21 protein-coding genes are annotated in these 25,628 nt (G+C 53.2%); 10 read left to right on the plus strand and 11 right to left on the minus strand.

Going from position 1 to position 25,628, the window contains the following annotated elements:
• Positions 1-141 precede the first annotated feature (141 nt).
• The 6 genes from H144_RS32270 (at position 142) to H144_RS0119975 (ending at position 7,591) form a co-directional block, all read left to right on the plus strand.
• Positions 142-1,737, plus strand: coding sequence for a hybrid sensor histidine kinase/response regulator (locus H144_RS32270; protein ID WP_019943871.1), 1,596 nt, complete (start codon positions 142-144; stop codon positions 1,735-1,737).
• Positions 1,738-1,749: 12 nt separating this feature from the next.
• On the plus strand, positions 1,750-5,352 hold the full coding sequence (locus H144_RS0119955; RefSeq protein ID WP_019943872.1) for a response regulator: 3,603 nt from the start codon (positions 1,750-1,752) through the stop codon (positions 5,350-5,352).
• Between the two features lie 9 nt (positions 5,353-5,361).
• The gene (locus H144_RS0119960; protein ID WP_019943873.1) at positions 5,362-5,727 is read left to right on the plus strand and encodes a response regulator; all 366 of its coding nucleotides are present in this window, start codon (positions 5,362-5,364) and stop codon (positions 5,725-5,727) included.
• Positions 5,728-5,731: 4 nt separating this feature from the next.
• A complete protein-coding gene (locus H144_RS0119965) occupies positions 5,732-6,541 on the plus strand; it encodes a CheR family methyltransferase (protein ID WP_019943874.1) in 810 nt (269 codons plus the stop codon).
• Positions 6,523-7,104, plus strand: a complete 582-nt coding sequence (locus H144_RS0119970) for a chemotaxis protein CheB (RefSeq protein WP_026350854.1) — start codon at positions 6,523-6,525, stop codon at positions 7,102-7,104. Before H144_RS0119965 ends, H144_RS0119970 begins: the two co-directional genes overlap by 19 nt.
• 103 nt (positions 7,105-7,207) lie before the next feature.
• Positions 7,208-7,591 carry a DUF983 domain-containing protein gene (locus tag H144_RS0119975; RefSeq protein ID WP_019943876.1) on the plus strand — a complete coding sequence of 128 codons (384 nt, stop codon included), beginning with the start codon at positions 7,208-7,210 and terminating at the stop codon, positions 7,589-7,591.
• Between the two features lie 7 nt (positions 7,592-7,598).
• Here H144_RS0119975 and H144_RS0119980 read toward each other — a convergent pair whose 3' ends face one another.
• On the minus strand, positions 7,599-8,471 hold the full coding sequence (locus tag H144_RS0119980; protein ID WP_019943877.1) for an AraC family transcriptional regulator: 873 nt from the start codon (positions 8,469-8,471) through the stop codon (positions 7,599-7,601).
• 114 nt (positions 8,472-8,585) lie between these two features.
• Between H144_RS0119980 and H144_RS32275 the strand changes: the two genes are divergently transcribed.
• Together H144_RS32275 and H144_RS32280 are read left to right on the plus strand one after the other, a co-directional pair.
• Positions 8,586-10,370, plus strand: a complete 1,785-nt coding sequence (locus tag H144_RS32275; RefSeq protein ID WP_229207947.1) for a cytochrome-c peroxidase — start codon at positions 8,586-8,588, stop codon at positions 10,368-10,370.
• Complete coding sequence (locus H144_RS32280; RefSeq protein ID WP_019943879.1) at positions 10,367-12,472, plus strand: metallophosphoesterase; 2,106 nt, start codon at positions 10,367-10,369, stop codon at positions 12,470-12,472. The genes H144_RS32275 and H144_RS32280 overlap by 4 nt, the downstream gene beginning before the upstream one ends.
• 5 nt (positions 12,473-12,477) lie before the next feature.
• On the opposite strand, the gene H144_RS0119995 is transcribed toward H144_RS32280, so the two are convergent.
• The 4 genes from H144_RS0119995 to H144_RS0120010 form a co-directional block, all read right to left on the minus strand.
• On the minus strand, positions 12,478-14,841 hold the full coding sequence (locus tag H144_RS0119995) for a T9SS type A sorting domain-containing protein (protein ID WP_019943880.1): 2,364 nt from the start codon (positions 14,839-14,841) through the stop codon (positions 12,478-12,480).
• Positions 14,842-14,949: 108 nt separating this feature from the next.
• A complete protein-coding gene (locus H144_RS0120000) occupies positions 14,950-15,483 on the minus strand; it encodes a DUF4199 domain-containing protein (protein WP_019943881.1) in 534 nt (177 codons plus the stop codon).
• A gap of 196 nt (positions 15,484-15,679) precedes the next feature.
• On the minus strand, positions 15,680-16,192 hold the full coding sequence (locus H144_RS0120005) for a response regulator transcription factor (protein WP_229207948.1): 513 nt from the start codon (positions 16,190-16,192) through the stop codon (positions 15,680-15,682).
• A 52-nt stretch (positions 16,193-16,244) separates the two neighbouring features.
• Entirely contained in the window at positions 16,245-16,610 is a 366-nt protein-coding gene (locus H144_RS0120010) for a hypothetical protein (RefSeq protein ID WP_019943883.1), read from the minus strand.
• Positions 16,611-16,774: 164 nt separating this feature from the next.
• On the opposite strand from H144_RS0120010, the gene H144_RS0120015 reads away from it, so the two are divergent.
• A complete protein-coding gene (locus H144_RS0120015; protein WP_229207949.1) occupies positions 16,775-18,706 on the plus strand; it encodes a CocE/NonD family hydrolase in 1,932 nt (643 codons plus the stop codon).
• Between the two features lie 3 nt (positions 18,707-18,709).
• Here the strand turns inward: H144_RS0120015 and H144_RS0120020 are convergent, their stop codons facing one another.
• The 4 genes from H144_RS0120020 to H144_RS0120035 form a co-directional block, all read right to left on the minus strand.
• Entirely contained in the window at positions 18,710-20,443 is a 1,734-nt protein-coding gene (locus tag H144_RS0120020) for a HAMP domain-containing sensor histidine kinase (RefSeq protein ID WP_019943885.1), read from the minus strand.
• A gap of 102 nt (positions 20,444-20,545) precedes the next feature.
• Positions 20,546-20,911 (minus strand): DUF7674 family protein, encoded by a 366-nt coding sequence (locus tag H144_RS0120025; protein WP_019943886.1) that lies wholly within the window; start codon positions 20,909-20,911, stop codon positions 20,546-20,548.
• A gap of 179 nt (positions 20,912-21,090) precedes the next feature.
• Positions 21,091-22,434 carry a sigma-54-dependent transcriptional regulator gene (locus tag H144_RS0120030; protein WP_019943887.1) on the minus strand — a complete coding sequence of 448 codons (1,344 nt, stop codon included), beginning with the start codon at positions 22,432-22,434 and terminating at the stop codon, positions 21,091-21,093.
• Positions 22,435-22,547: 113 nt separating this feature from the next.
• Complete coding sequence (locus H144_RS0120035) at positions 22,548-22,973, minus strand: response regulator (protein WP_026350855.1); 426 nt, start codon at positions 22,971-22,973, stop codon at positions 22,548-22,550.
• Between the two features lie 209 nt (positions 22,974-23,182).
• Here H144_RS0120035 and H144_RS0120040 point away from each other — a divergent pair, with 209 nt between their 5' ends.
• Positions 23,183-23,803 (plus strand): YceI family protein, encoded by a 621-nt coding sequence (locus H144_RS0120040; protein ID WP_229207950.1) that lies wholly within the window; start codon positions 23,183-23,185, stop codon positions 23,801-23,803.
• A gap of 56 nt (positions 23,804-23,859) precedes the next feature.
• Here H144_RS0120040 and H144_RS0120045 read toward each other — a convergent pair whose 3' ends face one another.
• Positions 23,860-24,618: an SDR family NAD(P)-dependent oxidoreductase gene (locus H144_RS0120045; RefSeq protein WP_019943890.1), complete on the minus strand. Its 759-nt coding sequence runs from the start codon at positions 24,616-24,618 to the stop codon at positions 23,860-23,862.
• Between the two features lie 93 nt (positions 24,619-24,711).
• A complete protein-coding gene (locus H144_RS0120050) occupies positions 24,712-25,620 on the minus strand; it encodes a helix-turn-helix domain-containing protein (RefSeq protein ID WP_019943891.1) in 909 nt (302 codons plus the stop codon).
• Positions 25,621-25,628: the final 8 nt, after the last annotated feature.

Below are 25,628 nucleotides of genomic sequence, written 5' to 3' on the forward strand. Positions count from 1 at the left end.
GTCTGTATACACACACGGCTACACTGGTACACACACTTATCTTTTTTTGTGCGAGAATGAGGTATCCGTATATACACCCCGTTGTACCGACACCCCAAGCTGCGATGCTTACCCGATGAGTGCCCAATTTTACCCGAAACCATGATCCTTATTGTCGACGACAGGCCGGAAAACATTTTACCGCTCAAAAAAATCCTTGAACTTCACAACTTCAAGACCGATACAGCGGAATCCGGTGAAGAGGCGTTGAAAAAAGTGCTGAACACGACGTACTCCGTGATCATTCTGGATGTCCAGATGCCGGGTATGGACGGTTTCGAAGTGGCGGAAGCCATTGCAGGCTTCGGCAAGGCGCGCGACACCCCGATTATCTTCCTTTCGGCGGTGAATACCGAAAAAAAATTCATCACAAAAGGCTACACGTCAGGCGGTATCGACTACCTGACCAAACCCGTCGATCCCGACATTCTGTTGCTGAAAGTAAAGACGTTCTACCGCCTTTTCGAACAGCAACAGGAACTGAAAGCGATACAGGAATCGCTGCGACAGGAAATCGATACGCGCAAGCATGCGCAGGAGGAACTGGCCATGCGCATGGACGAACTGCGGTTTATCCTCGAATCGCTGCCGCAGATCGCGTTTACCATCCGCACCGACGGCCGGATCGAATATGTGAACGAGCATTGGTTCCAGTATTCGGCAGACGCCCACGTATTCCCCGACATTCACCCTGACGACCAGGTTTTCGACCAATGGCAGGAGCATTTTGAAAATGGTCTTGAATTCTCGGGTGAAATACGTTTGAAACACCTCGAAACGGGCGATTATAAATATTTTCTGCTCAAAATCATCCCTGTGCTGCAAGGCGGCGCCATTGTGCGCTGGGTAGGCACTTTCACGGACATTCACCAGCAGAAAATGGCCAACGAGGTACTGGAACACAAGGTAGAGTTGCGCACGAAGGAGCTGACGGACAAAAACCAGGAGCTGGAAACGACCAACCACGAGTTGCAGCAGTTTGCCTGGGTAGTATCGCACGATTTGAAGGAACCGCTACGCAAAATACAGACATTCAGCCATTTGATTAAAGACAAATACCTCACCGGCAACGATGAGGCGATTTCCTATCTCAACCGGTCGATCAGTTCTTCGGCGAGGATGTCGAGGCTGATCAGCGACCTGCTCGACTACTCGCGGCTCTCGGTAACAGCCTATTTTCAGCCAACCGACCTGGATGCGTTGGTGGAGGAGCTGCTGGCCGATTTCGACGAGACGATTCGTGAAAAGAAGGCCACCATCCGCAAAGATCGCCTTCCGATCGTGGAGACGATTCCCAGCCAGATCCGTCAGGTATTCCAGAACCTGATCAGCAATGCGCTGAAATTCTCTCGACCGGAAGTACCGCCGGCGATCGATATCCGCTACGAAATCACCGATCGGAAGGACTTTGAAGGCCAGGCATCGCCCAATGGCCAGTTTTGCCGGATTACCATCGCCGACAACGGCATCGGATTCGACGAGAAGTTCCTCGACCGGATTTTCGTCATTTTTCAACGGCTCAACAACCTGAACGCCTATGAGGGAACCGGCATCGGGTTGGCCATTGCCAAGAAGATCATGGATAAGCACAACGGCCTGATATCCGCCCGCAGCACCGAAAACGCGGGCTCGGAGTTTATTCTCGTCCTGCCGCTTGTGCAGGAACACTTCCTGGCGCCCATTAAAACAGACCATTAGTAGCCCTTACCTATGAAGAAAGTTTCCAATTCCATTATCCAGCAGTTACAGATCGTTTTTTCGTTTTCCATCCTGCTCCTGTTTTTCAGTCTTCTGGCGTCGTATTACAGCACGCAAAAGCTGATCAACAATTCGGAGCTCGTCAACCACACCAATGAGGTGCTGATAGAGGCGGAAGCGATCATTTCCCACATGAAAGACGCCGAAACAGGGCAGCGCGGCTTTCTGATCACGGCCGAATCGCAGTTTCTGGAACCTTACGAGGGCGCTTACGAAAAAACGACCGATAGCTACAACAACCTGCTGGAACTGACAGCCGACAACCCGATCCAGCAGAAAAACCTGCGGGAAGTAAAAGCTTTGTACGAGGCGAAATTCGGGCAAATGCAGAATATCATCGATATGGCGAAGAAGAATGCCAACTTCGTGAGCGATACCGAGAGCCGGCTGCGCGAAATGGTCCGCGGTAAGAAGATCATGGACGATCTGCGCATGGCGACCGAGCGCATTAAGCAAGAGGAAACCAAGATGCTGAACGATCGGCTGGAACAACAGCAGATCTACATTAAATACACGCCTATCCTGCTCGTAGCAGCAGCGCTGATTTCGATCCTGATCACCATTTCATCCTATCTGCGCATTCGCGCAGACATGAGCAAGCGCATAGCGCAGCAGCTCCTCGATGAAGAGAAATATGCCGATACCAACCGCCGCATCGGCCACATCGAGCAGGTGACCCAGCGGGTGTCCGCCGGCGATTACACGGCCCGCAGCGGGGACAATACCGACGACGAACTGGGCCGCATTTCCACGGCATTGAACTCCATGGCGGGCTCGCTCGAACAGACATTCAGCGACCTGAGCATTCAGAACTGGCTGCAAGCCGGCGAAGTACAGATCAACGACGCCATCCGGGGAGAGCGTGTGCTGAAAAAGCTCGCTTCGAACCTGATCAATACGCTTACCGCCTATTCCGGCGCGCACCTGGGCACCATTTACATCCTCGATACCGACTGGAATTTCACATTAACAGGCAGCTTTGCCGCGGAAGGGGCACCTTCCGAGATTACCGCCGGGCAAGGGCTTTCAGGCCAGGTGATCGATACGAAAAAGCCATTGCTCGTGCGCGATGTGCCCCAGAATTATCTCAAAGTAAAATCCAGCCTGGGCGAGGCAAGCCCGGCGGCGCTGGCGATCCTGCCGCTGGTATATTCCTACGAATGCATTGGCGTGATCGAGCTGGGCTTCCTGAAAACGCCGGAGGAACTGACCATGCGCTTCCTGGAAGACAACCTGGAAACCATGGCGAGTGGCGTCAACTCGGCATTGGATTATGTGAAACTGCAGAACTTCCTGGAAGAAACGCAGGCCCAGGCCGAGGAACTCCAGACCCAGCATAACGAACTGGAAAACCTGAATGCCGAACTCGAAGCGCAGTCGCAGAAATTGCAGGCGTCGGAGGAAGAGTTGCGGGTGCAGCAGGAAGAATTGCAGCAGACCAATGAGGAATTAGAGGAAAGAAGCGGCCTGCTGGAAGAAAAGAACATTGAAATACAAAAGAAAGCCGAAGAACTGGAACTGACCACGCGGTACAAATCCGAGTTCCTCGCCAATATGTCGCACGAGCTGCGGACGCCGCTGAACTCGATCCTCCTCCTGAGCCGACTATTGTCCGAAAACGACGATGATAACCTGACCTCCGAGCAAATCGAATACGCTACGGTGATCCAATCGTCGGGGAACGGGCTGCTGGGGCTGATCGACGAAATCCTCGATCTTTCGAAAATCGAAGCGGGGAAAATGGAGCTCGACTACGTGACGGTTTCCGTGAAGGAGATTTGCGACGACCTGAAAGGCCTCTTCGCGCCCATTGCCCGCGAAAAGGGCTTGGATTTCTCGGTGACGATCGCCGACGGTACACCGCCGATCCTCGAAACCGACAAAATGCGGATGGAGCAGATTTTGAAAAACCTCGTTTCCAATGCATTGAAATTCACCTCGCACGGCTCAGTGGACATTGCCGTAAAAGTGCACGAGGGCAATGAGAAAATGTTGTGTTTTTCCGTCCGCGACACGGGCATTGGCGTAGCGCCTGAAAAACAGCAGCACATTTTCGAGGCATTCCAGCAGGCCGATGGTTCAACCAAGCGCAAGTACGGTGGTACCGGGCTCGGGCTGTCCATCAGCCGCGAACTGGCGAAGCTGCTGGGGGGAGAAATATCACTGACAAGCATTGTGAACCAAGGGAGCGAGTTTACCCTTTTTGTGCCGATCAGGCCGCTATATGGCATTACCGACACCGAAACGACCAGTATTTTCGGCAACCACCAGGAGGAATCACTCCCGAAAACGGCAGCCAAGCCGGAAAGCCGGTTTATCAGCACCATAATCCCGGAAGCCATCCCGGACGACCGGCTGACGGTCAGCGCGAACGACAAGTCGATCCTGATCGTCGAGGATGATACGTTTTTTGCCAAATCACTATTGGATTATACCCGCAAACAGGGTTACAAAGGCATCGTGGCCGTCCGTGGCGACGAGGGCCTCGAACTGGCGCGGACGTTCAGGCCGATGGGTATCCTGCTAGACATCCAGCTGCCGATCGTAAGCGGCTGGGAGGTGATGGACCAGCTGAAAAACGATCCCGAAACACGGCATATCCCGGTGCATATCATGTCGTCGCACCGGATGAAAACCGAGAGCCTGCAAAAAGGCGCGATCGATTTCATCGACAAACCGGTGGCGGTAGAAAAGATGGACGAAATTTTCAGGAAGATCGAATATGTGATCAGTAAAAAGTCTAAAAAGGTACTGATCGTCGAGGATAATTCGATGCATGCCAAGGCATTGGCCTACTTCCTGGGCACATTTGAAATCCATTCGGAGCTGAAAAGCGATATCAACGAAGGCATCAGCGCGTTGTCGAACAACGAGGTCGACTGTGTGATCCTCGACATGGGCATTCCCGACAAGAAGGCCTATGATATGCTGGAAGAAGCGAAGAAAAACCCTGGTTTCGAGCACATTCCGATCATTATTTTCACAGGAAAAAGCCTTTCGATGACCGAAGAATTGCGCATCAAACAGTATGCGGATTCGATCATCGTGAAAACCGCGCATTCTTACCAGCGCATGCTCGACGAGGTATCCCTGTTCCTGCACGTGGTGGAAGAGAACAAGAAAAATGCCCGCCAAACCTCCGATGCGCGCAAGCTGGGCGGCCTGGGCGAGATCCTGAATAACAAAACAGTACTCATTGCCGACGACGACGTCCGGAATATTTTCTCACTTTCCAAATCATTGGAAAACTATAAAATGAACGTCATTACGGCGCTGGACGGCAAGGAGGCGCTACAAAAATTACAGGAAAACCCCGGCGTGGATGTGGTGCTGCTGGACATGATGATGCCGCAAATGGATGGGTACGAAACCGCCAAGCGCATCCGCGAAAACCCGCAATGGCGCAACCTGCCGGTAATCGCCGTGACCGCCAAGGCCATGACCGGCGACCGCGAGAAATGCATCAATGCGGGCGCATCCGACTACATTACCAAACCGGTTGATATTGATCAGCTGATGTCGCTCCTGCGCGTCTGGCTTTACGAAAAATCCTGACCCTTCACGATGGAAAAGAAAAAGATCATGATCGTCGACGACGATGCCCGCAACATCTTCGCGCTCAAAGCGACCCTGAAATCCAAGGGTTTCGACTGCATTTCCTGCGGCGGCGCTGCCGAAGCGCTGGAAATTCTGTCTACACCTCAGGCGGTGGACGCCGTGCTGATTGATATGATGATGCCGGAAATGGATGGTTACGAGGCCATTCCCCGCATTAAAATTCTCGAAAACCGCCAATCGGTGCCCGTCATCGCGGTGACGGCGCAGGCGATGGTGGGCGACCGGGAAAAATGTTTCGAGGCCGGGGCCGACGATTACATTTCCAAACCGATCGATGTCGACAAGCTATTGAGAATACTTAGCGCTATCTGAATCCATGATAGAAGAGGATGACATCGATCTTTTGCTGAACGACCTGTTCGATCTTTATGGATACGATTTTACGCGGTATTCAAGGGCTTCCCTGAAACGCCGCGTGGTGCGGCTGTGCTCGCTCGACAAATTCCCGAGCTTCGCCGAGCTCCGGTACCGCGTCCGCAACGATCCCGCCTACCTCAAAAGGTTCGTCGAGGAAATCACGGTGAATGTGACGGAAATGTTCCGCGATCCGGCATTTTACAAGTCATTGCGCGAAGATGTGCTGCCCGTACTGGGCACCAAACCCTTCATACGCGTATGGCACGCGGGCTGCTCCACGGGCGAGGAGGTGTATTCGATGGCGATCCTGCTCAAAGAAGCGAACCTGCTGCGGCGGTCGCTCCTGTACGCTACCGACCTCAACCCCAGCGTATTGGAAAAGGTCAGAAAAGGCATATTCCCGCTTAATTCGATGAAGCAGTACTCCGAAAGCTACATTGCTTCGGGCGGTACCCATGATTTTTCGGGTTATTACACGGCGCAATATGGCCAGGCGAAGTTTGATACCGAGCTTTCCGAGAAGATCATCATTTCGACGCATAACCTCGTGTCCGACAGTTCGTTCAACGAATTTGACCTGATCCTGTGCCGAAATGTGCTTATTTACTTTGATAAAGATTTGCAGGACAGGGTTTTGCAGCTTTTTGACGCAAGCCTGGGAACATTGGGATATCTGGCGCTGGGTACGAAGGAAACGTTGAAATTTTCGGTTGTACAAAACAAGTACAAGCAACTGAACAGGGAAAAAATATGGAAGAAAATCTCCTGACCGCTACCTGTGAACTCATGCTGATCGGCGGCTCGGCCGGCAGTCTGGAAGTACTTTTCAAACTGCTTCCGCTTCTGCGCACCGACCTGCCTTTCCCACTGGCATTGATCCTGCACCGCCGCAGTTCGGGCGATTCGTCGCTTTCCGACCTGCTGGGTTCCAAGACGCTGAACCCTACGCACGAGGTCGAGGACAAGGAGCCCATTGTGCCGGGCACCATTTACCTTGCCCCTGCCGATTACCATCTGCTCATTGAACACGACCGCACGTTCTCGCTCGACTATTCGGAAAAAGTACATTTCAGCAGGCCAAGCATCGACGTTACCTTCGAGTCGGCGGCGGAGGTGTATGGCCGCGGGTTGGTCGGTATCCTGCTTTCCGGCGCCAACGAGGACGGTACCGAGGGTTTGGCCGCCATTAAAAATGCCGGTGGCACGGCTGTTGTGCAGGATCCCGACACGGCGCAGATGCCTTTCATGCCACACTATGCCATGACGCATTTGCGGACAGACCACGTGCTGAACACCATCCAAATGGCCGCATTCATCAATAGTCTGGGCTAGGTTTCGGAAGCAATCGTTGATTTATACCATAAAAGCAGGATTCAGTCTTTCTTTTTAAACTGGTTTGTGAGGAAATTTGTAGTGCGTTTAAAACAGTAAGATCATGGCAAAGCCCAACAAAATATACAGCGTTTTATTCAACAAATGCCCCCGATGCGGCCAGGGTGATTTTTTCATCACCAAAAGCGCCTATAACCTCCGGAATTTCGACAAAATGAACCGCTACTGCTCGCACTGCGGTGCCGATTTCGTGCCGGAGCCGGGTTTCTATCAGGGAGCATTGTACATCAGCTACGCATTTTACGTGGCGTTTATGGTGATCTTCTTCCTGATTTTTGTTAACCTTTTCCGAGAATATCTCGACTATTTCCTCGTAAGCATCATCCCGATCCTCGTCATCCTGACCCCGCTTTTCTACCGCATGGCGCGCAGAACGTGGCTCGCATTGTTTATCAAGCCGATCCCGTCGGAGGAACAATCGTCCTAGGGAGCGGTCATATAGCCGGGCTCTTCCGGAAATCTTCCGGCGTCATGCCGGTCTCTTTCCGGAAGAACTTGGTGAAATAAGAATTGTCATTGAAATTCAGCCTATAAGCGATTTCCGAAACGGTCAGATCCAGATTGATCAGTAACCGTTTCGCTTCCAGCACGATCCGGTTGCGGATCAGTTCGCCGGCCTGCATCCCCATGTGTTCCTTGCACAATGCATTGAGGTGGTTGGGCGTCACGTTGAGCATGTCGGCATACTGGCCGGGCAGCCGCACCTTATCGTAATGCTTGTCGATGAGGCGGATGAAATTCCTAACCGTCGCATTCTTCCCTTTCGCCGCGCTTTTCCTGCGATCTACCGCATCGCTTTGTTCGATAATCAGAAAAATTTGCAGGAGCAGAACCCGCACCATATCATCCCGCCAATGGGTAGCACGCGCATTCTGCGCGAGCAGTTCTTCAAAAAGCTGCCCAATACGCTCCCTTACATTCTCACTGATTTTGAGCACATTATTACTGCTATCCTGGTCGAAAAACGAGAAGGTATCGAGGTATTCGGGTTGTAGCAGGAACGATGTAAAGAACGAATCCGAAAAATTGACGACATAACCTTCCATACCCGCTTCAAAATCCCAGGTATGTACCTGACCGGGGATCATAAAGTAAATCTGATCGGGCTCGGCTTGAAAATGGTGAAAATCAATGGTATGCCTCCCGCTGCCTTCGGTGAAAAGTACCAGGTGGTAGAAGCTGTGGCGGTGCGGAAAAACCAGGCTCTGGTGTTCGTGAACATAGTCCGAAAAACGCGCGATCATAAAATGGTCTTCGCGGTATTCGGAAAGCGGGCCAATGTCGAGCCGGGGAAATGAACCGTGCATGCGTAATCCGGGAATGGGTCAGAGGCGGCAATTTAAGTTTTATTCGCGACAGTTGCCCGTACCGGTTTCAAAGCCGTTTCGTATCTTGCGTCGTTTCCCAAACCCTTTTCCCCGATGCGGAAAGTCCTTGCATTGTGTATGGCGCTGCTACTGCTTGCCGCCGCATCGGAAGAGCGGTCGATCGGCGTGGACAATTGCACCGAACTTTTCCGCACAGACGCCCGGGCGTTCGCCGCGCGCACGAAGGAAATGCGCATGGCTGTGGAGCTAATCGATTCTACCGATGCCCGTAGCATTGAAAACGCGAAGGAAAAGCTGAAAGATGCACGTGTGGCCTACAAGCGCATTGCCTTCTTTTTGGAATACTTCTTTTTTACCTCTTCCCGCATTTACAACCGCCCGCCGAAGAACGAAATCGAGGAACCACACCTCGAATATGCCGCACCGACCGGCCTGCAATACATCGAAGCGCTGCTGTTCGACGACCCCGCCACGCATCAGGCGGAGCTCCTGCAACAATGCCGCTTCCTGGAAACATCGGCGGAGGATTTGCCCGCATTGCTCTACCATTTCAAAGCCACCGACGCGCAGGTGCTGGAAAGCGTGCGCCTGGAACTGATCAGGGTTATAACGCTCAGTATTACCGGTTTCGACGCGCCGCTGCTGAAAAGCGGGCTGGAAGAAGGGCGAGAGTCGCTGATGGTGATCGACGCCGTGCTGAAACCTTACATGGCGCATGCCAAGGATGACATCGTATGGAAGTTTCTGGCAAGCTGCCAGGTTTTGTTAGCCAAAAACAACAATTTCGACACATTCGACCGGTTGTACTTTCTGACCCGATATGCATTGCCCTTGCAGGAACACCTCGGCCGGATGATCAGCCGAATGGGTCTGGAAATCAATGAAAAAGGTGTTTTGAATTATCGGGCCAAAAACATTTTCAGTCCCGATGCATTCACGCCGGCCGCTTTTGCCCAACATAAAACCGGGGATTCTGCATGGGCGAAACTGGGAGAAATGCTGTTTTTTGAAACGCGCCTATCCGCCAACGGCACCCGCAGCTGCGCCTCCTGCCATAACCCGGCCCTGCATTTTACCGACGGCCTGCCCAAAAGCATCGGCATTCACCCCGGCCAGGCGGTACGCCGTAATGCGCCTTCCCTGTTGTATAGTGCATTCCAGCACGCGCAGTTCTGGGACGGGCGCTCCAAAAGCCTGGAAGACCAGGTCCGTACCGTGATCCACGACAGCCTTGAAATGAACGGCCGACCCGCCGAGTTGATCCGGAAAATGGCCAGAAAACAGCCCTATCGCCGTCTGATCCGCGAGGTGGCGCCACATCGCAGGACCTTGAACGATACCGTGATCTACAAAGCCATTGCCGCCTACGTGCGCACGTTGCACCCCTTCCGCTCCGATTTCGACCGCTACCTGGCAGGGGATAAAAACGCGCTGAACGGCCGGCAGGTGAATGGTTTCAACCTGTTTATGGGCAAGGCGCAATGCGGTACGTGCCATTTCGCGCCGCTTTTCAATGGCCTCATTCCGCCCACGTACACGCTCACGGAGTTTGAGATCCTGGGTACCACCCTAACGGAAGATCTGGTGAACCCCAAACCAGACACCGATCAGGGGCGCTTCGAAACCCGGCCTACCCCCTACTACCGCGGCGCATTCAAAACACCCACCGTCCGGAATGCCGCCGTAACCGCTCCCTATATGCATAACGGTTCGTTTGGAAGTCTGGAAAAGGTGATGGAGTTTTACGACAAAGGCGGCGGCGCGGGCCTCGGCCTCGATATTCCCGACCAGACATTGCCCGCTGCACCGTTGAATCTTTCGGACGAGGAAAAATCCGACATCATTGCCTTTTTACATTCGCTCACCGACCGTCTATGAAAACATATTTACTCGCCTTCCTCCTTTTCCTGACATCGATCGCCGCCCACGGCCAGGGCACCCTCCTGCGCGGCCCGTACCTGCAAGTGGCCACGCCCACGAGCATCGTCATCCGCTGGCGTACCGATAAGCCGTCGGACTCCGTCGTCAAAATCGGGAGCAATTCACAGTCGCTCGGGCAGACATTTACCGACAATACCCCGAAGACCGAGCACGAGGTGAAAATCACGGGTCTGCAAGCCGAGACGCGCTATTACTATTCCATTGGTTCGCAAAGCGGAACATTGCAGTCCGGCGACGACAACTATTTCCAAACCGCCGCCGTGGCGGGCAAGCCCGGCAAATACCGCTTCGGCCTGTTGGGCGACTGCGGCACCAATTCCGTGATCCAGGACGAGGTGAGGGCGAGAATGATGGGCTATCTCGGCTCCAATTACATGAATGCGTGGCTGTTGCTGGGCGATAACGCCTATTCCTTCGGCCGTGATGCCGAGTACCAGTCCAATTTTTTTAACCGCTACAAGGATAACCTGCTCAAACATTACCCGCTCTTCCCCTCTCCCGGCAACCACGATTACGACAACGACAATCCCGCACGCCAGGACGACCACCAGGTACCGTATTATGACGTTTTCACCATGCCGACCAAAGGCGAAGCAGGCGGCGAGCCTTCGGGCACGGAATCGTTCTATTCGTTCGATTATGGAAATGTGCATTTTCTTTCCCTCGATTCGTACGGCCGGGAGGATAATTCGACGCGGCTTTACGATACGCTCGGCCGGCAGGTGCAATGGATCAAAAAGGATCTCGCGGCCAATAAAAACAAGGATTGGGTAGTCGCGTACTGGCACCATCCGCCCTATTCGAAAGGCTCGCGCGAATCGGACGGCGACCCGGAAATGACGGCCATCCGCCAGAACTTCATCCGCATTCTCGAACGCCTGGGCGTAGACCTGATCATCTGCGGGCACAGCCACGTGTACGAGCGCTCGCGCCTGATGGGCGGGCATTACGGGTACAGCAGCACATTCGACGCCTCCAAACACGTCATCGATGCCTCTTCCGCCCGGTATGATGGTTCCGACAAATCGTGCCCTTACATTAAAAACAGCCCGCAAAGCCCCGGGACGGTATATGTGGTGGCCGGTTCGGGCGGGCAGCTGGGCAATCCCAAGCCCGACTTCCCGCACAAGGCTATGTACCATTCCGACGCCGAGCACGGCGGGGCGCTGATGCTCGAAGTAGAAGCCAACCGGCTGGATTTGAAGTGGATTGCCGCCGACGGTATCATCCGCGACCAGTTTACAATGGAAAAGGGCGTGAACAGGGAAACTACACACGAGCTCGTCCGGGACCAGTCCATCGAGCTGAAAGCTTCATTTATAGGGGATTATGTCTGGAATAATGGTTCTAAAACGCGCTCTATTACCGTAACGCCGGCCAAATCAGCGGACTATATCGTGAAGGATGCGAAGAATTGCATTCAGGATGTATTCCATGTCAAAGTGCCCCTGGCCGATCCTGCGAAATTAGTCAGCCTCACGGCGGAGGTGGGTGCACAAAATGTAGTTACCGTGAAATGGTCCTCGGAGACCGAAACGGATCTGGCGCATTATGCCGTCCAGCGCTCCAATGACGGGCAAAACTTCACCGAAATAGGCAAAGTCACCGGCCTTACCAACTCGCAGGTCCTGCGGAATTACGCATTTTCCGACGACCAGGCGCAAACACTTCCGGCCGGCCCGACATACTACTACCGGCTCGCGCTCGTGGCACTGGATGGCCGCGCGATTTACTCACGGATAGTTTCGGTAAGGCTGAACGACCCGATCCTCGCCGCCGAGCCGGACATTTCGCTGCAAATCGAAATCATTCCCAATCCGTCGTCGGCCGGACAGATGCAGATCCGCACGACCGGGCAGACGATGCAGACAGCCGAACTGACGCTCACCGACGTGTCGGGCAGGACGCTGGATACGCGGAAAATGACGATCAGCCAGACGCCCGCCACATTCCTGCCCAGCCAGCTCGGAGCGGGCATTTATTTGTTAAAAGTGAACGTAAACGGCCGGAACGCGGTGAAAAAGCTGGCGATCCATTAACCTGCTTACTTCTTGACAAACCTGCCCGTATGCACGGCCCCGTCCGCGTACGCGACTTTGGCCACATATAGCCCGCCCGGCAAATGGCTCGTATCGATCGTTGCAGGTTGCCGTGACGACACCGTATTCAGCGATCGCACGACCACGCATTTGCCGGCCGCATTGTACAATGCAACTTCCCGGATGATGCCGTTCACAGGCCGGACGATCAGGCTGGCGGCTACCGGATTGGGGTATATTTCCAAAACCGGAATCTCATCGAAACGTACCGATTGAATACTGCTCAATGCGAATGCACCCGCATTGCCGCCTGATGCCTGGTCCACCATTTTAAGCCGGTACAGGTTAATGCCGTTCAGTGGATTTGAATGGATAAAAGAGTAGGCTTTTACGACGGCACTTTCTCCGGCAGCTGCCGTTTTACCTACTGCCACCCACGACTTGCCGCTGTTATTGCTTCGTTGAATTTCAAAGTAATCGCTATTGGTTTCCTCGCTCGTGGACCATTCCAGTCTCGCCGTTCGTCCTTCCTTTTTTACCGAGAAAGAAATCAATGTGACCGGTAGCTGGATACAAGCGAGGTCTACCATTTCTCGCGTCCCGCAGTTGCCCAGGTTGTTTTCGATCAGGACATCTTCGAATGCTTTTGTTTTCAGGATGTAGCAAAACTTCGTCGTCGCGCAGGTTTCCAATACCGCATTGTCCACGATCGTGATCGTCCCGCCGATCGAGTTCAGGCTGCTCAGGCCGGCAAGCGATGTCAGCAGCGAATCCTCGGTCATCAGCAACCCGCCGCCAATGCTTTGCAATGCAGCCAGGCCATCCAGGTTGGCGAGGCTGTCGTTATAAGAAATCGACAAAGAATCGGTGATCGAAATGAGGTTATCCAGGCCCGACAGGGATTTTAGGCTGGGATTCATTTCCACGAAAAGCTGGTACACGGTCGTGAGGCCGGCTAGCCCCTGAAGATCGGGCAGGGAGTCGTTTGCTACGACGACCAGCGCGCCCCCGGTCCCCAGCGATTGGAGATTACCCAGCCCGGAAATGCTCGACAGCGCAAAGTTGTACAATATCATCAAATCGCCGTCGATCGCATTCAGAGAGGACAATCCGTCCAGGTTTTTTAATGAAAAATTGAAAACGATCTGCGCACCGAGATCGCCGATGGAAGTCAAGCCGTCCAATCCATCCAGGCTTTCTAGCGAAGGGTTGAATGTGATCACCATTTCATTGCCGAACGACGGCACATTCTGCATCCCGTCCAGCGACTTAAGCACCAGGTTACCAAACAAATAAAATCCGCCTCCGACCGACGACAGGTTAGCAAGCGCCGAAAGGTCCGTCAGTGAATCGGTATCGGCAATGGTGAGATGGCTGCCGATCGAAGCCAGCTGTTCCAGACCGCTCAGGCTTTCCAGCATCAGGTCATATTCCAGGAAAAGCTCCCCGCCAATGGACGTCAGCTGATTGAGGCCTTGCAGGTTCACGAGGCTGTCGTTGAAATCGACGTAAGCATTCCCCTCGACGGAAACCAGCCCCTCCAACCCAGTTAAGCTTTTGATAACAAGGTTATTGGTAATTTCCAGGTCCCCATTGATCTGTGTGATATTTTCCAGCCCGGCCAGCGAAGCAAGCTGATTATTATACCCGATGCGCAAGGCATTTCCCACCGTCACGATACCAAGATCGGTCATGGACCTCAGCGAATCGGTGGTGCCGATGATCAGCGAGCCGCCGACGGAGCTGATATTCGCGATGCCGGCCAGGTCTTGCAGGATGAGATTGCCGTCAACGATGAGGTCGCCGGGCACCGCGGTAAGGCTTTCGAGCCCCGCCAGACTTTCCAATGCCGGGTTATTATAAATCTCAACGACCGAGCCCACCGAAGCGATTGTGAGGTCGCCGATCGATTTCAGCGAATCGCTCATGGCAATCACAAGCGAATCGGCCACGGAAACGACATTCCTGATTCCCGCCACGTTTTTCAGCACGGCATTCGTATCGATCACGAGACTGCCCGTCACTGCCGTGAGGCTTTGCAGCCCGTCGAGGTTTTCGAGTAACGGATTACTATATATTTTCACCGAAGAACCAGCCGAAACGATATTCCCAAGGCCGGTAAGCGTAGTAAGCAGCGCATTGTTGCGGACGGTGATACTCCCGCCGACGCTCGTGAGCGTGCTTAGGGCACCAATATCCACAATATCAGCCCCTTCAATAACCAGATTACCCGGCAAATTGACGCAGCCGGGATTGTTCGTGACGAAATTGTCGAGCGTAGCCTGATCGTTGATGACGAGATCGGTGGGGCATTGCGCCCAGCTGGCAAGCGGCAGCAATGCTACTAGCAGGAGGTAGATTTTTTTCACAAAGTGGAAGGGTTTGTGTTACTTAAAGATTTTCAGGCGATTATAGCTAAAAACCTTCGAAACACAAACCCTTTTTCGTAGTATTAGTTTTAAACTGATCAATCTCCGCTAAGCCGGCCGCGCGTCTGCCCCTGGCTTTTTAAGGATCAATGCGGAAATGAGCGTGACCACCAGCCCTACCGGCAGGATTTCGGCGTACGTCCAGAGGATCACCATCACCGGGCTTTGGTACATTTCCTTATACCCGGCCAGCTCGGTCACCTTGGCATCGAGCTCGGCAGCCGTCGGGCCCTTGGCCTGGAACTCTTTCAGCAAATGCGCCGTGTATTTGTCCATAAAGTCGGGGATGAAAAAGTAGTAGTCGATCAGCCAGACGATCACATACACCGTCGAGGCAACCAATGTAATGTACAGCCCGATCTTAAATGCCTTTCCGAAAGACACCGAGCCGCCGCTGTACTTGTCGCGGTAGTTTTTGATCCCCACAAAAACCAGGGAAAACGACAGCAGCATGGCGGCGTAGCCCAGCAGCATATTGCCTTCGAAACTCTCCTTCTGGTAGCAAACCGCCATGGACGCGACCATGAAAGTCGATACCACCACACCCGAAATCAATCCGCAGATAACGATAATCCTGTTCATATCAATTTGATTAGTTGTCCGATAATACTGCGAAATTGAAGTGCGATGGCCGTTTTCGCGTCATACTTTCGGGTGATTTAGCGTTTTGGGGTCTTGAAGATATCTACCTTTTATCTCCGGAGTAGTCATTAAGTCAAGTGGTGTCATACAGCAATTCCTACCAACACCCGACAATACCTGACATCTTCCCCTGCTTTCAGGCGATGAGCCGCAGCCGCCTTGCACGTTCCACGGCCTGGGTACGGCTGCGTACTTCCAGCTTTTCGAATATCCGTGACGAATGCGTTTTCACAGTATTCAGCGACACAAACAGCCGCTCGGCCACTTCCTGGTTGCTCAGGCCCTGGGCCACAAGCTGCAATACTTCGAGCTCGCGCTGGCTGATTCCGAGCCGCATCCGCTCCCCTTCGTTGACGGTAAACTCCCCTCCCGCCGTCACAAAAACCTCGCGCTCCACGATCCGCGTTTCGACTTTGGGCGTAGTGAGCTTGTGCGCCAGCCAGATGCCCAGCCCGGTAAAGAGCAGGGCAATGGCGCCGACGTAGATTTCGATGATATGGTCGAGGATCAGGAACCGCAATTCCAGCCATCTGAGCAGGAACAACAACAAAGCAAGCGATACCCCGTAGAGGATCTCCTGCCTGTGTTTGTGGTAAAAACCGCTGAATGCGTTCGAAGTCATTTGTAACCAGTCCGATGGATAAGCCAAAAATAGAAATTTTTGGACATAGGTCCTCGGTCGCCCGATGGCATTCTTGCGGCTATTTTCCCCCGATAATCTCCTTGATCCCCTCACACATATTCTTCACCCGGTGGTAGGAGGCGGGCCCGTTCTCGTCCTTTTTGAGAAAAACCATCACTTCCCCCGGCGACGTCTCCACGGTGAGCTTCGTCTGATCGCTGAGTACCGTGATGACTTTGGAATCAATTTCCGGGTTGATATGAATCGGCGACACCTCCTCGCTGATGAACTTCCCGATCCGCGGCGACAAATCCTCATTGAAGGCGGCCGAAAAACGGTAATAATCGTCCGTGTCCTTCACTTTAATGTAAGTTTCGCCTGAATGGCGGCAGGATGTGAGCAATGCGGCAATGGCCAATGCGCTTAAAAGGTACTTCATTTTCATGGCTAAAAATTGTTTTACAAGGTACTATGCAATATACAGTACTGGTTTGCAAAATGCAACGATCTTGTGATGAATGGCTATGCCAATTGCCATTAATACGCGTCCGAAGGCCATATTTGAAGGTTTTTATATTAAATTGGCTAAAAACTAATCCTGCAACCGTCTTGAAAAACACATTACTTCACTCCTTGAAAGAGGCATCGGGCTGGCTGGCGGCCGTCCTGCTGCTGGTCCTAATCTGCGGAAACGCCTCCGCGCAAACCGCTCCGAAAGAAGATTCCCTCTACATCCGCACGCATTACACGAAGATGGAACGGCAGGTGCCGATGCGCGACGGCGTCAAGCTGTTTACCTCCATTTATGTCCCCAAAGACATTTCCGCCGGTAAAACCTACCCGATCCTGCTCAACCGTACGCCGTATAGTGTTGTGCCCTATGGAGAGGATTTGTATAAAACACAGCTCGGGCCAAGCATGCTCTTCGCGCGTGACGGCTACATTATCGTGTACCAGGATGTGCGCGGGAAATATATGTCCGAAGGCGATTTCGAGGCCTACCGCCCATTCATCCCATCAAAAAAGAGTAAATCCGACATCGACGAGAGCTCGGACACGTACGATACCATTGAGTGGCTCATCAAAAACATCAAAGGAAATAATGGCAAAGTAGGCACCTGGGGCATTTCGGCACCGGGCTACTACGCAACGATGACGGCCGTGGAAGCGCACCCCGCTTTGAAAATCGCCTCGCCGCAAGCGCCTGTGACCGATTGGTTTATGGGCGACGACCGCCACCATAACGGCGCGTTTTTCCTGATGGGCACATTTGCATTCCTGTCGTCGTATGGTGCGCCGCGGCCAGCGCCTACGCCGAAGGGTACGCCGCAGTATTCCGCTTACGGCACGCCGGATTCGTATGAGTTTTACAAGAAAATGGGGCCGTTGAAGAATTTCGACGCGCAGATTTTCAAAGGCCAGAACCGCATCTGGAATCAGATGATGGAAAATGAAACCTACAACGATTTCTGGAAAGCGCGTACCCCGGTGCCGCATTTGAAGAACGTGAAACCGGCGGTGATGGTCGTGGGAGGCTGGTTCGACCAGGAAGATCTATACGGACCGCTCAAAACCTACCAGGCCGTTTCCACGCAAAATACGCAAACGCCCAACTGGCTCATTATGGGCCCTTGGATTCACGGGGGCTGGGCGCGCGGTACGGGCGAGTCTCTCGGAAATATCCGTTTCGGGGCCAAAACGAGTAATTTTTACCAACAAGAGATCGAGTTGCCTGTGTTTAACCATTACCTGAAAGACCAGCCCGATCCGAAACTGCCCAAAGCATACATTTTCGAAACCGGCGCGAACGAGTGGCGCAAATACGACCAATGGCCGCCCAAAAACACGGTAGAAAAGAAGCTGTACCTGCACCCTGACGGCACATTGTCGTTCTCGCCGACGATGACGACCATGCAAATGGGCGGCAAACCGGCATTCCACGAATACCTCAGCGATCCCGACAAACCGGTGCCGTACACCTCCGAGATCCGCATTATCCGCGGCAGCGATTTTATGTATGAAGACCAGCGCTTCACCGCCTCACGCCCGGATGTACTCGTGTACGAGTCGGAGGTTCTGAAAGAAGATGTGACGATTTCCGGCAACGTGTTCGCAGACCTGTTCGTATCGACTACCGGCACCGACGCCGACTTTGTCGTAAAACTGATCGACGTGTACCCCGGCGACGCACCGAACGATAGCCCCATTAACCCAAACATGAAAATGGGTGGCTTCCAGCTCCTGGTACGGGGCGAAGTGATGCGTTCTAAGTTCCGCAAAAGCTTCTCCAAACCTGAGCCGATGGCGCCGGGTAAGGTCGAAAACGTGAAATTCGATATGCAGGACGCCGCGCACCGCTTCAAGAAAGGGCACAAGATCATGGTACAGGTGCAAAGCTCGTGGTTTCCGCTCGTCGACCGCAGCCCCCAGAAATTTGTCAACATTTACAAAGCAACGGAAGCGGATTTCCAAAAGGCGACGCACCGGGTTTACCTCTCGGGCGACGCGTCCTCATACGTAGGCGTGCGGGTGATCGAGTAACGCCTACACGGCCTTTTTAAGCCCGATCGTAAACGTACTCCCCGCCCCCAACTCGCTTTCCACCGTAAGCGTACCGTCCTGGGCCTCCATAAATTCCCGGCTGATCGCCAGGCCCAGGCCGGTACCTTCCCGCGACGATCCGGGAACACGGAAATACCGGTCGAAAATCTTCTCTTTATATTCCTGCGAAATACCCTGGCCGCTGTCCGTCACAGCAATGCGCACTCCCTGTTCATGCTCTTCGAGCGAAATGCGGATAATGGAATGGTCGTAGGAGTAGCGTATCGCATTGGAAATGAGATTTGTAAGCACCCATGCCGTCTTTTCCGAATCGGCGAGCACGGGGGTATGGATCTCGTTTTCCTCCACCTGCAAGCGGATATCGCGGCTTTCGGCCTGCATTTCGTTGGCGGCGATGGCATACTGCACGATTTCGCGCGGCGAGGTGCCGGCGATATTGAGCTGTATTTTTCCGCTTTCTACCTGGGTGATATTCAGCAGTTCGCCGGTAATTTTCAGCAGGCGGTCGGCGTCCTCGCGAATGCTGTCGAGCAGGCCGCGTTGTTCCTCGTTCGTATCGCCGACGCGCTCGTTGCGCAGGAGGTCCAATGTAATCTTAATGGAAGAAATAGGCGTTTTCAGCTCGTGCGAAACATTGGCGATGAAATTGGTTTTGGCGAAATCCAGCTCTTTGTAGGGCGTCACATTCCGCAGAATGATCACGTGACCGATCGAGCTTGGCTGCATTTCTCCCGTGGGCACGATCGCAATGTCCACATATTCCTGCTCGAAATAGCTTTCCTTACCGTCGGCATAGATCTTCACCGGTGCCGTTGGTACATTGCTTTTGGCCCTTGGATCAAAAATATCCTTCACTAAGGAACGTACGAGGTCGTTGTGCAAAGCCACGTCGGTCGCATTCCTTCCAACCAGCTCGGCGGCTGACAGGCCGGTCACTTTCCGTGCTTCTTCGTTGGCGAAGATCACTTTCCGGTTCTCGTCCAGCCCGATGACGGGATCATGCATATTGTCGATCAGCGTTTCCACGCGCTTTTTCTCCATCATCAGCTTCGCGAGGTTGCTGCTGTTGTACTCTTCCAGCTTCTCGGCCATGGTATTGAAGCTCTGCGCCAGCTGCCCGTACTCGTCGCGCGAGCCGAAATGCACGCGCTCGTTGTAGTTCTCATTGGCTATCTGCCGGATACTTTCAGTGAGCTCGCGGATGGGGTTGGCAATGTTGCCCGGCAGGTTTACAAACAGCGTGAACGCCACGATAAAGCACAATGTGCCCGTAATACCGATCCACACCATCGAACTTTTCGCAGTTTGGTCCGCGACCTGGCTTTTGCGCTGGATGGCGTCGAGGTTGACGCTCATAATTTCGAGGACATCGTTACGGATTTGTGCGATCGTTTCTTTGTCGCGCACATTCGTGCGGAGCCTTTCGAAATGGCTCGTCAGCTGGGCCGTCAGTTCCTTTTCACCGATCTCCGTGACGTTCTTTTGCTGTGCTTCCAGATTTTTTTTGAACACATCGAGCGCACCGGCGTGCACTTCCAGCTCGTCGAGCGCGTGGAGCATTTTGCGGCTGTAATCCAGCGAGTTATGGTTTGCAACGACGATATTGCGGGAATCGGCCGACAGCAGGCTTACCTGCCTGATGCCCACCGCGGCAAGCACGGTGATCATCGCGAAAAGCAGGCCGATGCTTAGCCTCAGTTTGGTTTTGATCTTCATTTCAGGAAAGAATTACGGGGTCAATGTCGGAAGAAGGCCCGTCATTTAAAAGCCGCTGCGCGGCCGTCGGCGCAGATTTCGGCGTTGCAGCACACATCGGGTTCAGCAGCCGCTGTCGTTGAGTTGTTTCATATGAATTTTGTACAGAACATCGGGCACTATATCGGCCGGCATCGGTGATACGGCATTGCGGGCGCGCGTCCACACATTGGCATATACGAACACATTTTCGATGAGCAACTTCACCATGGCGTCCCCTTCCCGGTACACTTTTTCGGCGAGGGCGAAGCATTTTCTTGCCGCCGGGAAGTGCCGGTGTTCCACGGTGTTCTTTGTGCAAGCCGACAGGTAATGGATTGATGAATGGATAGAATTGAAAGTATGCGATGATACTGCCGCGCAATCCGCACCGGCCAGGACAGGAAGCTCATTTTTAAGCAGGTTAATGATTTGTAGTTGGGTAAACATGGCTGAAATAGCTTGATCTGTTTCTAAAATATGCATAGCCATTACCACCTTCATACCTGTATGTCTCGGAGCTCTTAATTGACTACTTTTCAACGCCTTATAAACTCCAAACGGAAGTACCCACAAAAAAAGCCTATCAAAACGATAAGCTGCTTTCTCAAAATGAAATGCCGGACTTGTCAGAGCTTGTACTCGTCGATCTTCCGGTACAACGTAGCAATCCCGATTTCCAGCAGGCGCGCGGCTTCGGCTTTGTTGCCATTGGTGTAGTTGAGCACTTTTTGTAAATGCAGCTTTTCGGCGCTGGCCAGGGAGAATGCCGACATATTTTTGCCGCTGCCGCTTTCCTGGCGCGGGTTCTGCATTTCAAACGGAAGACTTTCGATGCCGAGTACCGGGCCGTCGGTGAGGATGACGCTCCGTTCGATCACATTTTTGAGCTCGCGGATGTTCCCGTTCCAGGGGCTTTTTTCCAACGCATTGATGAAATCGGGTGAAAGCGTCGTGATTTTTTTATTGGTTTTCAGTGCAAACCGCGCCGCGAAGCTGCTTGCAAGCGCGCCGATGTCCGACGCCCGCTCCCGCAATGCGGGAAGTGTGATCTGGAACACCGAAAGCCGGTAATAGAGGTCACTGCGAAATTCTCCGGCTTCAATTTGCTTAGGCAGGTCGCGGTGGGTGGCGGCGATCACGCGGACGTTCACCTTCGTCGGATGCGTCTCGCCGATTTTGATAAATTCGCCCGATTCCAGCACGCGCAGCAGCTTCGCCTGCAACTCCGGCGCCAGCTCCCCGATTTCGTCCAGGAATATCGTACCGTTGCTGGCTTCTTCAAAAAGGCCTTTTTTATCCCGTGTAGCACCCGTAAATGCACCCGCCTTGTGCCCGAACATCTCGCTTTCGAGCAAATCTTTGCCGAATGCCGAGCAGTTAATGGCCACAAACGATTTTTTGGCCCGGCTGCTCGCCTGGTGTATCGACTGGGCGAAAACTTCCTTGCCGGTGCCTGTCTCGCCGAGGAGCAGCACGGTCGTGTCCGTGGGCGCCACGCGGCGTGCGAGGTCGATGCAGGCCTGCAATTTTTTGGATTTACCGATAATGGCGTCAAATGAAAGCTTCTCGCCGAGCTGCTTTTCCAGGTTTACCACCCGGCGGTTCAGCTCCGTTTTTTCCACTGCCTTGTAGAGAAGCGGAATAATCTTGCTGTTATCGTCGCCCTTGGTAATGTAGTCGAACGCGCCGTTTTTGATCGCCTGCACACCGTCGGGGATGTTGCCGTAGGCCGTCAGCAGGATCACTTCGATGGTCGGGTATTTCTCTTTCAAAGCCCCCGAAAACTCGACCCCATTGCCATCCGGAAGCTTCACATCGCAAAGTACGACGTCTATGTCCGATTGATCCAGCTTTTTCCAGGCAGTTTTCACATCGCCCGCTTCGATCACCTCAAAGCCTTCCAGCTTGATCACGCGGCTCATGAGGCCTCTCAGTTTTTCCTCGTCGTCGATTATCAGTATTCGTTTCATGGCATCGCCCGCGGGTTGAAACCCGCGGTTAAAGTAATGGTTAGCCTCCGGCTTAACCGGAGATCAAAAAATATCATCCAGCAAATCCCTGGCCCCGGGTTTTAACCCGGGGATCAATGATATTGGTTTGGATGCAGGCAATAGAACCAGTAGTCATATATCACCCTGATCCTGCTTTTGAGATCTTCGAAGCTATTTTCTTTCTTGAAAAAGCCCTGAATGGTGGAATCATAGGCGGTTTCGATCACATGCGGATTGTCGGCTGTGCTGAGAAATACGAACGGGATCGACTTTTTCCGAAGGTACTCGTTCCGATCGATGCGTTCGCGCAGTTCCAGGCCGTTCATCACCGGCATGTTAATGTCGCAAATGATCAGGAACGGCTGCTCGCGCGTCGTCTCGAGGTAAAGCAGCGCATCCACGCCATTGCTGAAAAACAACAGGTCATTCGGTATGTCGAGCTCCTCTACCACGCTCTTGATCAGGAATTGATCGTCGACGTCGTCCTCTATTGAAATAATCGGTCCTCTCATTGACATTGCCCAGGCGGAATTAGTGGCTGAAATCAGGTTGCAAATAAACAGAATTATTGATCCTATATCAATCCCGCTGTAATGCCGCATCGTCGTGTACCCGTTGTGAAAATCCGTTCCGCGTAGGTTTTCATCCGGATCGCGTAGGCACCACCAGGCCAGCGACGGCTAGTTTTGCATCGAAAACATTATTAGCCATGCAAAAACATCCGACCATGAAAAAGCAATTTCTATCACTGTTAACACTTGCCACACTATTTACCGCCTGCACCGACCACGACGTCCCTTCCAGCCAGAACTACCACCTCGACGAAACTTCGGTGGCGGAATGGAAAGGTTATCTCAAAACCGGCTATTTCAATGAGGGTTCGCTGGAAGTGGAAAGCAACAGCCTGGTGATCGAAGGCGGAAAAGTAAAAAGCGGCTCCTTCACCCTGCCGCTTGCCTCAATCGTGAATTTCAACCTGCCGACAGATGAATTGAAGCACCAGCTCGTGCACCATTTGCAAAGCGGTGATTTCTTCAACATGGCGCTCCACCCGAACGTTACCTTCGAAATCATGAGCGTTTCGCCCTATTCGGGCAGCGAGCCCGGGGTGATTTCAGGGGCAAATTACCAGGTGACAGGCCATTTAACACTGTTAGGCAAGAGTAATCCCGTCACTTTCCCGGCCCGGATCGAGGTGACCGGCGATTCGTTCAAATTGGAGGCATTGACCCAGTTCGACCGCACATTATGGGGTATGAACTATGCCACGGAACCCGGCCTGCCGGACGAAGCGTCCATCAAACCGGGTATCGATGTGCATTTGAAATTATCAGGGAAGAAAATATAATCCCTGCGTGATCAGGCGGTACGAATCCGCTGTCGGTAGCCGGCAGCGGATTTTTTTTACAGGAACATGCCGCCTGAAACTTCGATCCGTTGCGCGGTAATCCAGCGCGCATCGGCCGAGCAGAGAAATGCCACCACCCCTCCGATGTCCTCCGGCTCGCCCACGCGGCCAAGCGCCGTGACACCCGCAAGAAAGTCGGCCACGCCCGGGTGGTTATCGAACGACGTGAAATCGGTATTGATCGCGCCGGGGGCCACCGAGTTGACGGTGATGCCGCGGCTACCAAGTTCCTTAGCCATGTAGCGCGTCAGCGTTTCGACCGCGCCTTTCATGGACGCGTACGCGGCATAACCAGGCGTGCTGAAACGCGCCAGGCCTGTCGACAGGTTGACAATGCGGCCACCGTTCGCAATTAGTGGCAAAGCGGCTTGTGAAAGGAAATACACGCCTTTGAAATGTACGTTCATCAGCTCGTCGAAATCCTGCTCGCTGGTCTGACCGAATGCCGAAGGCCGGTTGATCCCCGCGTTATTGATCAGGAAATCGAAAGAAGAGCGGTTCCATTTGTCCTGCAAAATACCCCTTAGCTGCTCGAAAAACGCGTCGAATGTGCCTACGTGCGCCGTATCCAGCTGAACAGCGACCGCCTGCTGCCCCAGTGCTTCGATGGCCGAAACGACCTCGTTCGCTTCCTGCACCTGGCTGCGGTACACGACGATCACGTCGTTCCCCTTTTCGGCCAGACGCAAGGCCATATTTTTTCCTAAACCACGGCTAGCGCCGGTAACCAATGCTATTTTACTTACGGATTCCATCTCTTTCTGTTGTTTAAAATTGATGGAACAAAGGTACCGTACGCAATGCCGCCGCATTTGCACGTATCAAACCGAAACTTACGAAATTCAAATCTAGGTCCGGAATGCACGCGGGCTGAGCGTCGTATGCTTTTTGAAAAGGTTATTGAAATGCGAAGCTTCTTCGAAACCGAGGCTGTAAGCGATCTCGGACACATTCCAGTCGGTATGCTTCAAAAGGATTTTGGATTCCTTGATAATGCGCTCGGTAATGAGCTCGGTGGTGGTCTTGCCGGTGATTTCCTTTAAAACCTTATTGAGGTAATTGACGTGGATCGAAAGCTGGTCGGCATAGTCTTTGGCGGAGCGCAGGGAGAGCTTCTGATGCGGCGGCTCCACCGGGAACTGCCTTTCCAGCAGTTCGATAAAGAGCGAGGAAACGCGTTTGTAGGCATTGGGCTCCGTAAATAGCGACGTCGCGGGCTGCAACTTCTGCCCGAAATGGATGAGCTCGATCACATAGTTGCGCAGTAAATCGTATTTATAAGCGTAATCCGACTCTATTTCCCGGAACATCTTCCTGAAAATATATTGAATATCCTCGATCTGCCCGTCGGTCAGGAAAAAAATAGGATTACCGCCCGGCCTGAACACCGGCAGCTCGCGCAGGCGAACGCCGCTGTTGTCCTGCGTGAGGAAATCCTCGGAGAAGATACAGAAGAAGCCCGACTGGTTATCGTCCTGCGGCACATAGTTGTAAGGAATGAGCGGCGTCGCGAAAAGCAATGCATTATGCGCTATATCAATGACTTTATCCGCATATTCTGCCCGGTTCCGCCCGATAATGAGGCTGATCTTATAGTAAGCCCGCCGGTTGTAGGGCATGGCCCGGCTTTTCGCCGCCGACCGGTACAATTCATCCGTTTTGAAAATATTAAAGTGCCCTACCTCCTTCTGAACCGGCTCCGGGATCAGCTGGGCGGTATCCTTGTAGAATTGTTCGATGCTGTCGGATTTCATCATGCGGTAAA

This window comes from Dyadobacter beijingensis DSM 21582 (assembly GCF_000382205.1).
In the GTDB taxonomy this organism is placed as follows: Bacteria; Bacteroidota; Bacteroidia; order Cytophagales; family Spirosomataceae; genus Dyadobacter; species Dyadobacter beijingensis.